The sequence below is a fragment of the Pseudomonas sp. WS 5051 genome (assembly GCF_012985715.1).
Lineage (GTDB): Bacteria > Pseudomonadota > Gammaproteobacteria > Pseudomonadales > Pseudomonadaceae > Aquipseudomonas > Aquipseudomonas bubulae.
In genome coordinates, this window is sequence record NZ_JAAQWV010000020.1 from 65,260 (window position 1) to 80,074 (window position 14,815).

The window sequence follows — 14,815 nt, forward strand, 5'->3', positions numbered from 1 at the left end:
ACTGAGTATTCACGACGCATGGCCAGCAACAGGGCGTCAAAATAAGCCATCACAATGATATCGTCAATAAATTGAACAAATTTGGATTAATATCGTAATTGCAAGCACAAATAATCAGGCTATTCGCCATTTTATTGACGAGTACGACTATTTTTATTTGGCGCTGCTCGCGTCGCTCTCAACCAATCAACCCAATCCTTTGTAATGACGAGGCTTATACGCGAAGGCCGGAAAGACCGGAAAATGCGCAGGAAATGCACATCAATTAGACGAGTGATCCATTGACGGACCGACAGACAGCAATTAGCGCGCCATTATGAACAAAGTTGAACGTTACGCAGCGACTAACGGTGCACCGCTGGTCACCCTGATCGGTTCCTCAGATTCATGCCGGTACTTTCGGGCACAACCATGTCTACCAGGCTGTTTTCAGGCCCTTTTCGATGCGCGCCATCAATCCTACCCTAAACTTTAGTTATTACCGGTTACCGGTAGTAACAGGTTTCAAACCCGCAATGATAAGGAGAGCATCATGTCTGAGCACTTCAAAAACCTCCGGGGCGATACCCCCTTTGGTGCTGCCAGTCCGGAAGGCAAACGTGAACTGGCCGTCGCGGCTGCTTTGACCTTGATCCAGTCCAAGGTGCTGAATTCAGCCAGCTCCGGTCAGTTACAGACAGAGATGAATAACCTGAGCAAGTACGCCGATCAGATTCAGGCGGCACTTGAAGTCGTGTGAAGGAGCCAGACAAATCGCAGACAAAAAAAAGCCCGCCTTTCGGCGAGCCCCGGACCAACCCTTGACCGGCTCTCAATGGCGGCTGGACAAGTATTCGCGGCGCATATCAAGCGCCCAGCCATCGAGCACCAGCTTGAAATCATCCAGCGTCATGACCTGAGAATCATTTTCCAGCGCCAACCCTGTCCCCTTGCGCACCACTTGCGCGACCACCTGCTGGTCAGCGGCATCGATCACGGCGATCTCGGTGCTGATTTCACTGTCCTGATCACGCATCCCGACCGCCGTGCTGACCCCAGCGGCGAGCAGGGTCACGGGCAAATACTCATAAAACCGCAGGCCCTGGGTACTAGCCGAGAGCGAGACTATGGCCGGCCTGACAATCAGCGTGCCAGGGCCCGGGGCCGCGACAACCGTCATGACCTTGCCCAGTTCGCGCTTGAGCGCAGCATCGTAATAACCGGTTACGGCCGACAGCGTGGACTGTGGCCCCCGCCCGGTCGGTAGCACCCACGGGTAAAACTGGCTTGGCTCGATATAGACGCCGGTGTAATGGCTGATATCCAGATCAGGGCTTACCCAGGACAGTACGGCCTGCCCGGAAGGCAACTGCTTTTGCGCCAACTGGCTGTAATCGGACAGATAGCCCGAAAACTCTTCGGGCGGGATGGTCTTGCTGGCACAGGCCGCAAGCAAAATGGACAAGGCAGCCAGCAGCGGCAGCGAAAGACTGGTTCGCATGGAGCAGGAATTCCCGGGACGATGTTTTACAGGAGGGTTCTCATCAGCCCCGGGTGCCAGAACGAGCGCGGCGGGACTAATTGCGCACAGCTTGCCTGAACGCAATTGCTGGCAGATGTCCGGTTTGTTTCCGCGAAGCAGGGATATTGCAGAGGTGAAACAAATGGCGGGAATTGATTGAGCCAGCAGTTAATAACCTGAAGCGCAGCGTGGATGACACGCTGCGCAGTTAAAGCACCAGAGGATCAGTCGTCCCTGTCATCACGATCGCGATTGCGGTCATAACGGCGATCATTGTCGCGACGATCGTAGTCGCGGTCATAACCCCGATCATCATGCCCGCGATCGTAGCCACGGCCCGAGTCGTAACCTCGATCGTGACCATGCCGCCCCCCGTCGTACCAGACAGGCGCGCAGCCGCCCAGCAGAAAAGCGCCTGAGACGGCCAGGATCAATAGGGTTGTGCGCTTCATTTGAGCGTCCTGAAAGAAAAGGTCATAAATATGACAATAAAAACGACCAATGATTCCTCGACACCCGCGGCTGCTCCCGCCCTCGCAAAGACTGCGTACTGGGGCACACGCCCTACCTGACCCACCCACTTACGCCTGCTTGGTGTTGGTTAATTGGGGAGCAGAATGACAACCGACGGTGAATAAATCTGCAAAAAGCAGTGCAAGTTGACCTGATCAAGCTTCAATTACAGGTATAGAACCGCACCGAACAACCAGCGCCAACGACAGCCTGTCGCTAACTGCCCGATCCCTCACGGGAGGTCGCATCGGAGTGTGATCCGGGGCTGCCGGCCAGCGCACAAGCGCAGCTGACAAGCATCAGGCAGATCGCACTCCGATGCGGACAGATAACCGGCTCCAGGAGAACCGGGAGGCGCATTGAACGCCTTCAGAGCAGACGCGCCCTGGATAAAAGCGTTTCAGTGATCAGCGCCACAGCCTGCGCCTTAGAAGTCAAGGCCGTGTCGATGCTGAATGGAGCAGTGCCCCACGCCTCATATTCATGATCGAGAACAGACTGCCAGGTTGGGGGGCGTCAGCCCGGGAATATCGACCTCCCTGGTTTCCACCCGACGCTGGTGCTCGCGCCTGTCAGAACAGATCACCTGAATGTTGACCAAGGGCACATCAGCACGCTGAGCAATATCACTCCATGCCTGTCGGCTTTCAACGACCGGGTTTACACAGTCGACTATAACCGTGTGGCCAAAACGAAGATTGCTCAGAGCAAGCTCATTGGCGACCATGTAACCGCTCTTGCCCACCTCTTTTGCAAGAACGCCGGCGTTTCGAATCGCCTGTTCGATGGTATCGACCCTTAGGTAGACGGCACCCGCTCTGCCGGCAAGCTCGCTTGAGATAGTCGTTTTTCCGGTGCCTGGAAGGCCGCTGAAGACAATAAGCATTTTATGTCCTTGAATGGGTCTGGTGACTGCCCGTTATACGCAGAAACCGGGCCACTTCAGCATCTACTACCACTCAATCGATAGCGTGGCCTCTACCCGAAGCGTGGCCTCTGGGTGGTGCAGATCCGGAGTACTGGTGGGAGCGTCATAAATAGCTGACTCGTAGACACACAGAAGAAAGCTGAGCGCTTTGTGGGTGCGATGGTTTCTCTCGGAAGCAACTGGCAGACTGCCAAATGAAAAAACCCAGCACGAGGGCTGGGTTTAGGACGTCCGGAGAAGGCTATTTGCGTTTCGTGATCAGAAATTCGCCAGACTTAACTGAGCGAATAACATCCTTCTGCTCGTTGATGGCGACATTGGCTGCCATGAGATAAACCGCTCGCCTTTCCTCCATGGAGCCGTGGCGGAAAAACTCAGACATCTTCGAAGAGGCATTCACCTTCGTCGAAGCGACTGCTGCATTTTCGCCTTTCATTGGGGTACTCCGTTCAAAATTCTTTCAAGCTCGAGGTGATCATAGGGCTGGTTGACGAACCCGTCAATTTCACCAGCTGAAAGGTCGATCCCAATGTCTTCATTTCCACCATCGATATCCTTGATGATTACATCTACCTGCAAAGCAGCGTCAAATTCACGCTTAAGCGCGCAAACAGATGCCTTTGCAGCATAGAACTGCCTGACAAACTCTAAACAGGGAATGTTCCTTCCATCTTTTTTCTCCCTTGCAAGCACAAACTCCCATGCAAGTTCTGGCCTCTGGTACACGTAGATAATTTGGGCCGACCTGTTTTCTTTATCAAGAGTGCGGGAGATATTCCGCCTTGCTACATCGAGATTCGCAAGTGTCCCATCCAGCAAAAAAGACTGACGCTGCTGGTAAACCAAGTCCAAAGTGCGCTCAACAAAAGTGGTCACCCCTCGCTGGAAAAGACTGGAGTTAAGCCCCGTGTATTCAGGGAAGTAGCACCGGAAATCATCCGGATCGATTCGTAACGCACACGATCCTCCGGCCTGCATCATTTGAATAAACGCCCTGGACACTTCAGTTTTCCCTGCTCCTGGCGACCCCGCCATAAACACCGAGACGGGGTACTCATCGCACGGATATCGATCCAAGGATGCCAATTCCCGGGCAACGCTAGTTCGATTTAGCTTTGCAAACGCTACGGCGCGCTCAGAAACGGCCTGCTCTTCCCCGGGCATGGTCTCATCCTTAACGAGAACCAAGACTCTACCACCTAATGCTTGGGTCAAGTCATGATAAACCATGCCCCGCGTGATCAAGGGCTGCGTGGCGTTTCGCCATTATCTCAGAATTAAACGATGCACAGCATGGTGTTGCAAATCCCCGCAAAGTCCGGGAGCTAGTTACCCCGACCGCCAGCAAACGACCAATCCTCACTGTCTGTGGTGGTAATTACCACCATGACATCTTCCTCGCTAAGCCCAGTAGCCTCGTTAAGTTTCTCGACCAGAGTGCGGTAGAAATGCTGTTTCGTTTCGACGCTTCGTGAACGGCCAGCGGTGATAGCAATCAACACAAAATCATGACTGCGCGGCCCGCCCAGGTACTCGGGATTGAAAATCAGCTCACCGACATCATGCTGATGGATGACCTGGAAGCGATCTGCGCCAGGCACCTCAAAACTCTCGACCAGAGCGTCATGCACCCCTTGGGATAGCGCCTGCAGATACGCAGCGGACTTTCCGCGATGCAGTGAAATACGTGCAAATGGCATAAATAGTTACCCTTGGCTGGGAGCACGACTGGCTTGCACATCGCTGAGCTGCTTCAGGCCAGAAGCAGCCGTCGGCCAGCCTGAATAGAACGCCAGATGGGTCATGACTTCCTCCAATTCATCATCACTCAAACCGTTGTCCAGCGCTCGACTCAAATGGAATGGCAGTTGCTCCAGCCGGTACAGCGCCACCAGGGCAGCCACCGTCACCAGGCTGCGCTCGCGAGGTGTCAATTGCGTTCGCTTCCACATATCACCAAACAGGGTTTGGTCAGTTAAATCGGCAAACTTATGCGGGAATCTGCCCACGTGCTCTCGCCCGCTATCCTTTAATGTATTCACGACCTTAATCCCCGAATTACCTTGTCAATCGGACAAAACTATCAAGTCGCGGTAATTGCGAATATCAGATTTAATAGGATCAACTGTTCCAAATTTGTGGATTATCCGATGCGCCGTCCAACTTTCGATCTCGATGTATTGCGCACCTTCGTTACCGGCGTTGAGTTCAACAGCTTTGCCAAGGCTGCGGATTGCCTCGGTCGATCTACGTCCGCAGTGAGCGCTCAATTGAAGAAACTTGAAGAGCAGATGGGCACCCCGGTGTTGGCCAGATCAGGACGTGGCCTGGTCTTGACACCTGCGGGAGAAATCCTGCTCAGCCACGCCCGCCGGCTACTGGAGCTCAACGACGGGATCTTCTTGAGCCTGCATGAAAGCCAGACGACCGGAACCGTTCGCTTCGGAGTTCAAGAAGATTTTGGGGAGCATTTCCTCAGCGACATCCTGCAACGCTTCGTTCAAGCCTACCCAATGGTGAATCTTGAAGTCAGGATTGCGCGAAACGCTGAATTACTTTCAATGGTAGAAAGCGCCGGCCTGGACTTGGCCCTAACATGGGACACGGAGCGCAATTCGCCGCTTGCGACGAGACTGGGTGAAACGCCGATGCACTGGATCGGGGCTCGTAACACACGACTGCCAACCATGATGGATGACTCACCGCTGCCATTGATCCTGTTTGATGCGCCGTGCGTGTTGCGCAGTGCCGCCACCCAGGCACTGGATGCGGCGAATATCCCCTGGCGAATCGCCCTGACCAGCCCCAGCGTTGCCGGTATATGGGCCGCCGTTGCTGCTGGGTTAGGCTTGACGCTTAGAACCCGCATCGGGCTACCGGGCCATCTCGACATCGTTTCAGGCTTGCCCCCTGTACCACACCTTGGTTACATGATTCATAGCTGTACTGAGGCTCCCACACCCGCCACGCGTGAACTCGCAGCATTGATCAAAGCGAGCCTACAAGAGCCGGCATTCAATTTTGCAATTTCGAAATAAATTCTTAGCTTGAATCAAGCAGCCCAGACGTCGAACTAGCGGCTTATCGCGCAGCAAATGGAGTTGCCCCTATGAAAAAACACACCTTGTATGCGCTGTTGGTACTGCTCGCGGGATGCAGTACAGGGCCCTATCTGCATCCAGAATCAGCCGTGGGCCAAAACGCCCTTCTCGAGCGTACCTGCCCCGGGCCAAAGGCGGCGATGAGCTATACGCCTCTTTCTGAAGAACTCGACTGGGTTCATGTGCTGGTTTATGCAGCACCGCCGGGTACATCCAGCTGGCCAAGCAACAAGCGCTCAACTGACACGGAACTGCGCCTCTTCGGTCGCCTGTACAAACCGCCTTACCTGCTCAACCTGAACACCCCGGAACAACGCAGCGCGGCGCTCAAACAGACCCCGCCCGACCTTTGGGTGAGTGCCGCATCGCCCATGGTCACCGTGCAACTGGCTACAGGGCAGTCTTATCAGGTCAGCGTTGAACAGCTGGAAACCGGTTTTGATCCGAGGAAAATCTTCCACGCGGGCTTCAAGGGAACACCCTTGGGCAAAGGGGATATGGATGACTTCACCGTAACCTTTCCGGATATTTTCGTGAACGGTGAGAAAGTCCCGATGGCACCTGTCCACTTCAAGAAGCGCGAAGAACGCTACGCACCGGTATTCAACTGCTGAATAACAAATCAAGTAGCGACTCGCTCGCTTTGGGCAAGCAAAGGCCTATGACCACATCCCGGCGAATGAGCGGTCAACCTTTCATGAGACTCGAGCGTTGGGTGCCTGGCTATATGAGTAACAGGGATTTGCTCAGGATGACATTCAGGGTTTGATGGGGCATGCGGATGTGAAGCTGCTGCGCGTTGGTGGTTTGCCCAATGATTGGCCAAACGAGAACAACAAAAAAGGGCCCACCTTTCGGTGAGCCCTTCTAGACCGCCCAGCAGAGCGGATTTTGTTTGGTAGGCGCGATTGGACTCGAACCAACGACCCCCACCATGTCAAGGTTGACTGATGACCTTTCGTAAGCTATTGAAATGTATAGGGTTTACATGTGATTCAGATTGCGTAAAACCGAGACAACTACCCTATAAGAATCAATAACTTAGCACTGTATTTTGCTACAGGTTTAGTGCATTCCCTATGATGACATGTAGTCTATGTTGAGACGCGTCCTTGTGATCTCACTCTGTCTTTAGTGCGAGCAGTCTCGGCATTGCTTTTCAGCGACTAAGATCCAGTAAGTACGAAACTTCTGCAGTGTTCTGCCGAACGAACGTTCATATTTATTACAACGGATCTGCAAACAAGTGAAAAGTCCTTTAAAACCGTGGTTTGGAGCCTCCTTGGCGCTGAAATAATCAGTGATTTTCAACAGCCTACTGCCCGCTTTCTATCTGTGTTTTATCTTGGGCTCTGGCCATAAACCCACCCTCCCTGCAGCTCTCTATTGACAGTAAAACTGCATAGCATTACGCCTATCTAAGCGCATCGCATACCATGCCGGGGATGGGCTCAAACCCATAATTTGCTGATTGCACACCCGGCGATCGACGAAAATTTGAGCTTTCACACCGTTTGCGAAGCTTCTTCGTAATGCGGATCATAGTCGGCCGCAGGTTTTACGGTAACCTCAATTACTTCAGGACCATACTTATGGGCTAAGAAGCGCTCCCGATAAAGGTAGAAGGCTGCGTCGCAGACTTTCATGGTGAAGTAAGCGTTGAAGCCTCCCCCCACAATCGCACCCACCGCAGGAATGGTTTGTGCGAGCTTTGCTTTAGTAAGGCGTATGCCTAAAGATTTAGCAATTTCTTGGATAATCTTTACGAAAACACTTTTTTCCAGCTCCTGCCAAGTTGCCTTCTTTGCAACATCTTGAGAAATTTTGATCAGTTGAGCCATTGCGAGGGCTTTGGAGCTATCGCTTGGGGAGGATGCGAGGCCTAATACGTTGAAAGCGAACAGCCGCTCCTCCTGACGCGAGGTATCAAAACCGTAATACGCAGCATACTCGCCTATAGCACGAAGATTGAGTGTTATTAGCGTAGGGATATCGACCGCCAAGCCAGCTATGCCAACAGCTCCTGCCCCGGCCCCCTCGACTAAAGCAATACCTTTATATTTAGCACCCAAGAAGCCAACGACTTTATCGATTTGCGCCAGATCCAAGTCGTGAATATCCATATGAGTTTTGATTGTACTGTGCCCGTCGCCGCGAAACTCTTCAAAAATAGCTTCTGGCCTTACACTCCATTGAGCCGCGTCGTGGCATACACTCGTTAGGCCCTCGATTGCGCTTTGAATAGTGGAACCAACTACAGGCGTCTTGAACAGAAGGTCACCCGCTTTGTCAAGCGGTTGGTTTATCACCTTTAATGCTTGGCCGAACCAGCCGATGTCCGGCGCCTTCCAGCTGTGAATCTCTTTAAGAGCGTGTTGCTCGTATTTGCTCAGTTTCGGCATGCTGGGTCCTTGAGTTTCGAATCAGTAGGCAATATCAAAACGCCATTATGCCCTGATAAATAAAATTTTTGTTGCAGCTTTCAGGTGGTCGATTTGTGCGATGTCATGTGGATCGACACAGGATGCTGGCAGTCGACGTGAATGCTAGGAAGGTTACGCGTGATTAGCCGCACAGTTTTGAACTCCGACCCAACCATTCCAGAATCCCGGACGATTGTAATCACGCCACTCTCACCCGCGGGCTTTGACTGGAAAGCATAAAGCTCATCCGATGGAACCGGCTTTGCCTGGCTGACCGGAATGGGTGAAGACGCACACCCCGCCAGCAACGCTACTGCCAACGCACCTATCAAAATTCGCATGTCGTTCCCTCTATTGATTTGGCGGGACTTTAGCATCAGCAACGCGGTCATGGCAGAATGCCCCGCCAACAATAACGGAGCCTGTGATGAGACCCTTCGCCATAGCTGCACTAATGCTTCTGCTCACAGGATGCGTATCAAAGGTCGTTGAGTACACTCCGGCCAAGATCAGCCCAGAACAGGCACGTTCGGTAATCGAGCAGGTGCTTATGGAACAACCTCTCAAGACCAGGCCGGAGCAGGTCGTGTTTACTGATGAGTACATTGGCTATGGCAGCGGCATACTTTCGACCACCAGCGGCTTTGCCAGTGCAGTCCCTCTCGGTGGCGGAGCGATAGCAGCAGGCAGCTCACGAACATCCTCAAAAGCCGTTCAGACTCGTATTTACTACAACTCCATCGGTAGTGTGGCCCTCTACTCGAAACGCGGCCGATGGGTTGTGCAGACCCGGAGCACTGGCGGGAACATCATGAACAGCTCTCTTGTAGATACGCAGAAGAAAGCTGAACGGTTTGTGGATGCAATGGTGTCTCTCAAACGCGGGTAATAACAATCAAACACAATAAGCCCAGCATTTAGCTGGGCTTTCTCATTTCAGGGCACCGAAAACATTAGGGCTGCGCGTGGACCTCAGCTGAATATCCACCAAAGAACTGCTGCGATAATTAGCAAGGTGGCCACATGCGCCCACGCCGGTGTAGGTGGCGTAGGGGTAGCCTCTCTCTTTCCGACCCCGTAGAACTTCGACGAAGATATTCCAGTGCCAGGAATTCCGGTCGTGACCCGCGTACCGCGTTTACTTAGGTTTACTGTGGCACCTTTCACGCCTAGTGACGTACTCACACCACTTTTGCTGATGTTGATCCGAACACCAGGAGCAATTTTGATGCTCTTCCTGATTCCGAGGGCCATGACTCAGTTCCTTTGAAAAAAAGCAACTTTAGCATCAAAATGCCACCACCAAGAATAACGCTCTGTCGGAACCTGAATGGGCATCCAGCATGGATGAAATGCCAATACCTAAATACTCGCCACAGTAGTAGCGTTGTGCCCTATAACCAAGTCTGAGGAAGTCCAATTGAAGGCGCTTAATAAAGCTCTACAGTTATTTCGAAACGAACGTAAGCGGCCCTGGTCGGAGCTCAATAGTTGGGCGCTTGCCCTAATTGGTGGACCAAGTTTTCTGGCCGGCAGTTACTACTTATGGGTAGCCAAAGACGTTGCTCCAGAACTCATACACGCTACAAACCAAGTAGGTATAACAGCATTGGGAGTCGCTGCGTACAGTGCCGTTGGGCTGATGCTTTTTACTGGCTGGCACTTTTTGACAATCGCCAAGCGCTGCTCCGAAGTGCTTCGCCAGCGCCATTACAGGTAGCCCAAGCCTGGGCTGCCGGGCGTTTTTTTACTGGCTAGGATGCAGATAATGCAACTTGAATTCACGAAACTGAGGCTAGCGCTTGCAGATCCAGCCGATGGTCCTTACGCACTGGTAGAAAAACGTAACCTACTAATCAATGCGCTTAAAAACTGGCCGAATGAGTGCTATCCGATTGCAGACTTGCTGCTGCCTCATGGAAAACCGGTCAGTCAAGAATCGCGCAGGGTGATTGATGGTCTGATCTCCATATTGGAGATCCAGCCAATTCGCCCCGATGAAATATTAGATCTAGTAGGCGGCTTGCGGCTCGTTTGCTGGTAAGGCACCAGATGCAACAAGCCCAGCGCGAGGGCCGGGCTTTCATATACAGGTCAGCTTAAACAGCGTTGAGGCGATCAACCATATCAGGGAAGCGCTGGACCAACTTGATCAGTAGTGCTGCCTGGGCATTCGGCTTTGACTTCGACTGCTCCCAATTTTTCAGTGTGTCCGGGCTGGTTCTGATCTGCCGGGCAAACACTGGCTGGGACATGTGCAATTTTTCACGCAGAGAAACGATCTCGGCAGCAGTCACCTCGGGGGCCGGCATCGCCTCCACTTCGTACTGGCGAAGGGTGATCTTCCCTTCGCGATGTTCGCCCATCTCGTTCACGCCTTGCATCAGCTCGGCAAACAGATCGCGCTTTTTCATTTCCCACCTCGTTGTTTCAATTCTGCACCAATGGCCGCCTTCAGCGCTTTCTCCTGATCAGCGGTCAGGTTTTCAAGCTCATCCTTGTCGTAAATTGCGAACATCCAGAACTGACCATCATCCAGCAGCCAGTAATAGATGACCCGCAACCCGCCACGCTTGCCCTTTCCTCTGCGGGCGTCTTGCCAGCGTAGCTTTCGGAATCCACCCGTGCGCGGCATTACATCGCCTGCGGCCGGGTTCGCCTGCATCTCTACCTGAAGCTGCCGGTATTCATCGTCAGTCAGGTAATCACCTACCGTGGCGGTGAAGCTTGTGGTTTCAAAGAAGACTGTTTTCATTGGCGTAAAGTGTACGCAGATTGCCTATAGATTAGCAAATGGTTGCAGCATGTACGAATCCTCAGTAACACCCCGTTGCCTGTAGTAGTAGCCTCCAGCACTTACGCAACAGAATTCCCCAGTCTTTTGCCTGCAAGCCCACGGACTGGGGTTGCGCTAATTTCGGCGCGGATTACCAAGGAGGCAAAATGGAACAAAGCGAACTGAGTCAGAAACTGATCGACGCCGTCAACGCGCATGGCTCAGACCTACAAAATCTCAATTGCGTAATTTCCGGACTTGTTCATCAATTGTCCGCTTCTCAAGGAAAAGAAGGCCTCGAGACTGCAAGAGTCTTTGCATTGCGCGTGGCGGAGGCGATGCCCAAGAACAGTCCTGTTCGTCCGAACCCCAAGAGGATCTCGGAATTTTTCAGCGATCACCCAAAGGACTAAACCCTAATTTGCTCTCAATCCGTGCAAGTCGACGCTCCAACAGGTCGGCTTTCTCTGTTGCCAGAAATTGCTCAACACTCTTGATCGAAAATCTATCAGCTGAAATCAAAAGCTGACTGGTTTCAATTCCAGTACCAATACCGGTAACCACAAGCGCTCCAGTACTCGTCATTTGAGTTTTAAGTTGGTGCATGTTGATCTCCTGCGGGTAAGCCTCGTCATTTTAGTTATTTTGCATCTGTGTGCCTGAGGATCAGCTGCGTCCGATCCAGCCAAGGGCCGCCATAAACGATCACCTCTGACGGCCTGCCGTACAGGTGATGCAACAAAAACGGCCCCGGCCCGAACACCCCTGATTCTTCTCCAGGCAGCTCCGGATCATCACCGAGATAAATCCCAGCATGATTCGGGTGAACCGTTCGCCCAATCGCCATAACGATCAGGTCACCACGCCGTGGCTGGTCGCCCCGCACAAAACCTGCCTCCTCGTAATTGGCTTCGTACAAACTGGTGTTGCCAGCACTCTCCCACCAGCCGTCCTCCCGTCTAAAAGCTTCAAACTCCAGCCCCCACTCGCGCTTGTACCAATCCGCACAGACCTGCCAGCAATCCCACGCGCCGTGAACAAACGGACGCTTAAGCAGCGGCGTGTTTCCGGTCGGTGTAATAGTGCGCAAGTCGCCTTCAGGCCAACTCAGGATGTGCCATGGCAACGCCGTAGCCTCGCACATCGCCAGATCATGCGGAGACGGCCGGCTGGTGGCATCCGGGTGTGAGTGAACAATGCCGATCACCTCGCCCAGGTCTTCCGCTGCTGCGTAGTCTTCTGGATCGAGACGAAACTCTTCATTCGGCTCGCTGGCAATGTTCCGGCACGGGAAGTACTGCTGCTTGCGCCCGATGGCCAGCAGCAGCCCGCAGCACTCTTTCGGGTATGGGCGTATTAGGATGAAGTCAGTGGATTGGCAAATAGAGCCATCGACCGGATGACGGCTGGTTGATAGGATCGCGCGCCTTACTTAATGCCACTCCGGGAATCAAACACATATGAATCGAGAGCAAGTTCGTAGCGCCATTTGGTTCGCGATAATCACCTCAGTGATTGCACTGCTGTCGGCCTACGCCCAAACCGATCCGAATAGTGCACAAGGTTGGTTGATCGAATCCAGGCTTCTAGCGTCCCTCTGGGTTGACTCTCTGCCCCTGGCGGCGATTCTTGTTCTGATACTGGCCGCGCCTTGGTATTTAGTGAAGTGGTTCAGAAGCCGCCGCGCCAAATCCTAAGTACTGATCAAGTCGTGTCGGCACGGTACTGAAACGACACAGGCAACGCACAGCCGGTGTCTTCTTGTTGCTCGGGACCAGGCTCGACCGGGGTCATCACCAGTACCGTGAAGTCACCCCGGGTTAATCGATCATTGAGGGCAAACAAAGCAGACAGGTCATCTGCCAACCCTTCGCCCGCACCGGAACCCATTCCGGCAGGTGTGACGATGGTGATTTGAAACAGACCGGTATAAACCCGATGCTCGCCAGCGAGGTCGTCGCTCCCCGTGTGAGCAGGTATCAAGAAAGCCCGCAGGTAGGTTTCGCCGTCAGCAGGCTTGAACACCACATTTTGATAGGCAATGCGCAGTACAGGCTTCTGCAGCTTTGCCCAAGCTGCCAGCCGGGCCTCAAACAGTGCGCGAACAATCTTATGGCTCATACCTGGTTCTTCCTGATGGCCTCTTCAACAATCTTTTGAAAGTTGCCCAGGGTGATCCGAACCATACCGCTCGGTGCCTGGGTTGAATGCCCGTACTCCAAGGGGATGGCATAAGGCAGTGAGTTGGTGATGTAAGCCGTCTCCCCTGCATTGAACTCCAGGGCACCATTGACGATACGTGCCATGGAACGGCTACCACCGGGGGTCTACCTGATCCACCGTGGAGGTGTCAGGTGATCCGACACTGAACATCCAGTTGCCGCGAAAGCGCCCGCCCACACAGCCCTGCGGCGCACGTATGCCCATGCCGTCATTGAGCTTTAAGCCGCGCTTGAGGTAGCCACGTTTGTCGAAGTTTTGCGGATTTTGGCGCAGGTTTTCGTTGTGTTCCGCGACGGCCTGGTTGTACTCGCGACTGATCTTGTTAATCTTCCAGACATCAGGAGTGCCCACAGGTGACATCGTGATAACGCTGTTACCTATGTTGATGATGATGTCGCGCATCGTCATATCAATGGCATCTTTCGCTCGATCCGCGAAGGCCCGGATTTGAGCTGAGAAACTGCCGCTCTTGCCTGCGTAATGATTGCTCATGATCGCACCTGCAATTCATAGAGGATCGGTGTCCCGGCAGGGTTGATCTCTTTGAGCGGAGGAACGATTGACCAGGTGCGGCCTTGAATTGACATCTTGCTCAGCAGGTCAGGCACCCACTCAAGCCCCTGCGCAGCAATCTTGAGCTTCTTGTCGCCTTGCTTGATGAGGCTGTTGTTCTGGAATTCCTGGCCAGTGAAGTCGAGCAGGATGCCTTGGGCAGTTTGCTCAGTGATAATGTCAGGATCTGACGTTCCGGTTTCGGGATCGTACTCGCCGGGAAGGACATTACCGACAAGTATCGACTGGCCGAACTCGGTGATCATCTCCAGAGCCATCATGGCCATTTCGTCATAGAAAGTCATGGTGGCACCTGAGATAGAAAACCCCACTAGATAGCGGGGCTGGGTCAACGAATCAGCTGTAGGAAAGGTTAACCGTGCTGAATCCGCGGCTTTTTAGCTCTTCAAGTATCTGCTCAATAGACGAGTCGGAAAGTGATTCGCCGATTTCCTGCTTTTTCGCTTCTGCCTCAACTTCCTCGTCATCGACCTCAAACAGAGCTTTGTTCAACTCTTGCCAAGTGCCCATCGTAGGCTGAGATTCGCCTCGCTCGTAGCGTCCAGGCATAACATTGGATATGCCTGCAGCATCAGCCAACTCAGTCAATGTGAGCCCTGCATCCTTGCGCGCATTACGTAGAGCCGAGCGAAAATTACTGCTTTTTGGATTAGGCTCTGTACGTAAACCCAAGAAATACGATTTTCTGTAAAATACACCGCCATTAAAGCCAGGAGGCCAAGATGGCAAAGCGGTATGAACTCCCCGACGCAGCCTGGGATCTGGTTGCAGATATCT

Annotated in this window: 20 protein-coding genes and 2 pseudogenes; 6 read left to right on the top strand and 16 right to left on the bottom strand. The window is 53.1% G+C overall.

The genetic code is table 11. From position 1 onward, the window contains the following. The first annotated feature begins 532 nt into the window (after nt 1-532). Complete coding sequence (locus HBN79_RS21885; RefSeq protein ID WP_095002319.1) at nt 533-739, top strand: hypothetical protein; 207 nt, start codon at nt 533-535, stop codon at nt 737-739. A gap of 72 nt (nt 740-811) precedes the next feature. Here the strand turns inward: HBN79_RS21885 and HBN79_RS21890 are convergent, their stop codons facing one another. The 7 genes and pseudogenes from HBN79_RS21890 to HBN79_RS21920 all read right to left on the bottom strand — a co-directional run bounded on the left by HBN79_RS21890 (nt 812) and on the right by HBN79_RS21920 (nt 4,984). After that, nucleotides 812-1,480, bottom strand: coding sequence for a DUF3313 domain-containing protein (locus tag HBN79_RS21890; RefSeq protein ID WP_095002318.1), 669 nt, complete (start codon nt 1,478-1,480; stop codon nt 812-814). 245 nt (nt 1,481-1,725) lie between these two features. Continuing rightward, nucleotides 1,726-1,953, bottom strand: a complete 228-nt coding sequence (locus tag HBN79_RS21895) for a hypothetical protein (protein ID WP_169917186.1) — start codon at nt 1,951-1,953, stop codon at nt 1,726-1,728. Between the two features lie 430 nt (nt 1,954-2,383). Further along, nucleotides 2,384-2,900: pseudogene (locus HBN79_RS21900) on the bottom strand (ATP-binding protein). Nucleotides 2,901-3,183: 283 nt separating this feature from the next. After that, complete coding sequence (locus tag HBN79_RS21905) at nt 3,184-3,378, bottom strand: hypothetical protein (RefSeq protein ID WP_095039178.1); 195 nt, start codon at nt 3,376-3,378, stop codon at nt 3,184-3,186. Further along, entirely contained in the window at nt 3,375-4,106 is a 732-nt protein-coding gene (locus HBN79_RS21910; protein WP_169917187.1) for a zeta toxin family protein, read from the bottom strand. The genes HBN79_RS21905 and HBN79_RS21910 overlap by 4 nt, the downstream gene beginning before the upstream one ends. 161 nt (nt 4,107-4,267) lie before the next feature. Next, nucleotides 4,268-4,642 (bottom strand): tautomerase family protein, encoded by a 375-nt coding sequence (locus HBN79_RS21915; protein WP_095018803.1) that lies wholly within the window; start codon nt 4,640-4,642, stop codon nt 4,268-4,270. Between the two features lie 6 nt (nt 4,643-4,648). Then, a complete protein-coding gene (locus HBN79_RS21920) occupies nt 4,649-4,984 on the bottom strand; it encodes a carboxymuconolactone decarboxylase family protein (protein WP_169917188.1) in 336 nt (111 codons plus the stop codon). Between the two features lie 108 nt (nt 4,985-5,092). Between HBN79_RS21920 and HBN79_RS21925 the strand changes: the two genes are divergently transcribed. Both HBN79_RS21925 and HBN79_RS21930 read left to right on the top strand, forming a co-directional pair. Continuing rightward, nucleotides 5,093-5,980, top strand: coding sequence for a LysR substrate-binding domain-containing protein (locus HBN79_RS21925; protein WP_169917189.1), 888 nt, complete (start codon nt 5,093-5,095; stop codon nt 5,978-5,980). Nucleotides 5,981-6,051: 71 nt separating this feature from the next. After that, entirely contained in the window at nt 6,052-6,657 is a 606-nt protein-coding gene (locus tag HBN79_RS21930) for a hypothetical protein (RefSeq protein ID WP_095024247.1), read from the top strand. 891 nt (nt 6,658-7,548) lie between these two features. On the opposite strand, the gene HBN79_RS21935 is transcribed toward HBN79_RS21930, so the two are convergent. Continuing rightward, nucleotides 7,549-8,445: an EcsC family protein gene (locus HBN79_RS21935; RefSeq protein ID WP_095018799.1), complete on the bottom strand. Its 897-nt coding sequence runs from the start codon at nt 8,443-8,445 to the stop codon at nt 7,549-7,551. Between the two features lie 448 nt (nt 8,446-8,893). Here HBN79_RS21935 and HBN79_RS21940 point away from each other — a divergent pair, with 448 nt between their 5' ends. After that, a complete protein-coding gene (locus tag HBN79_RS21940) occupies nt 8,894-9,355 on the top strand; it encodes a hypothetical protein (RefSeq protein ID WP_169917190.1) in 462 nt (153 codons plus the stop codon). Between the two features lie 879 nt (nt 9,356-10,234). Continuing rightward, nucleotides 10,235-10,510 (top strand): hypothetical protein, encoded by a 276-nt coding sequence (locus tag HBN79_RS21950; RefSeq protein ID WP_095018795.1) that lies wholly within the window; start codon nt 10,235-10,237, stop codon nt 10,508-10,510. Between the two features lie 55 nt (nt 10,511-10,565). On the opposite strand, the gene HBN79_RS21955 is transcribed toward HBN79_RS21950, so the two are convergent. Further along, nucleotides 10,566-10,880 (bottom strand): transcriptional regulator, encoded by a 315-nt coding sequence (locus HBN79_RS21955; RefSeq protein ID WP_019827011.1) that lies wholly within the window; start codon nt 10,878-10,880, stop codon nt 10,566-10,568. Continuing rightward, nucleotides 10,877-11,221: a hypothetical protein gene (locus HBN79_RS21960; RefSeq protein WP_019827010.1), complete on the bottom strand. Its 345-nt coding sequence runs from the start codon at nt 11,219-11,221 to the stop codon at nt 10,877-10,879. The genes HBN79_RS21955 and HBN79_RS21960 overlap by 4 nt, the downstream gene beginning before the upstream one ends. 188 nt (nt 11,222-11,409) lie before the next feature. On the opposite strand from HBN79_RS21960, the gene HBN79_RS21965 reads away from it, so the two are divergent. Next, complete coding sequence (locus tag HBN79_RS21965; protein ID WP_095018794.1) at nt 11,410-11,655, top strand: hypothetical protein; 246 nt, start codon at nt 11,410-11,412, stop codon at nt 11,653-11,655. On the opposite strand, the gene HBN79_RS21970 is transcribed toward HBN79_RS21965, so the two are convergent. The 6 genes and pseudogenes from HBN79_RS21970 to HBN79_RS21995 form a co-directional block, all read right to left on the bottom strand. Further along, a complete protein-coding gene (locus tag HBN79_RS21970; protein ID WP_130871701.1) occupies nt 11,633-11,848 on the bottom strand; it encodes a DUF1983 domain-containing protein in 216 nt (71 codons plus the stop codon). The two genes, HBN79_RS21965 and HBN79_RS21970, sit on opposite strands and share 23 nt — an antisense overlap. Before the next feature lie 34 nt (nt 11,849-11,882). Continuing rightward, nucleotides 11,883-12,626 carry a C40 family peptidase gene (locus HBN79_RS21975; protein WP_095018793.1) on the bottom strand — a complete coding sequence of 248 codons (744 nt, stop codon included), beginning with the start codon at nt 12,624-12,626 and terminating at the stop codon, nt 11,883-11,885. A 320-nt stretch (nt 12,627-12,946) separates the two neighbouring features. Continuing rightward, on the bottom strand, nt 12,947-13,363 hold the full coding sequence (locus HBN79_RS21980; protein ID WP_095018791.1) for a phage tail terminator-like protein: 417 nt from the start codon (nt 13,361-13,363) through the stop codon (nt 12,947-12,949). Beyond that, nucleotides 13,360-13,957: pseudogene (locus tag HBN79_RS21985) on the bottom strand (hypothetical protein). Before HBN79_RS21985 ends, HBN79_RS21980 begins: the two are co-directional and overlap by 4 nt. Further along, complete coding sequence (locus tag HBN79_RS21990) at nt 13,954-14,322, bottom strand: hypothetical protein (protein WP_095018790.1); 369 nt, start codon at nt 14,320-14,322, stop codon at nt 13,954-13,956. The pseudogene HBN79_RS21985 and the gene HBN79_RS21990 overlap by 4 nt, the downstream one beginning before the upstream one ends. Nucleotides 14,323-14,374: 52 nt before the next feature. Beyond that, nucleotides 14,375-14,815: helix-turn-helix transcriptional regulator (locus HBN79_RS21995; protein WP_169917191.1), on the bottom strand; the 441-nt coding region annotated here is incomplete at its 5' end.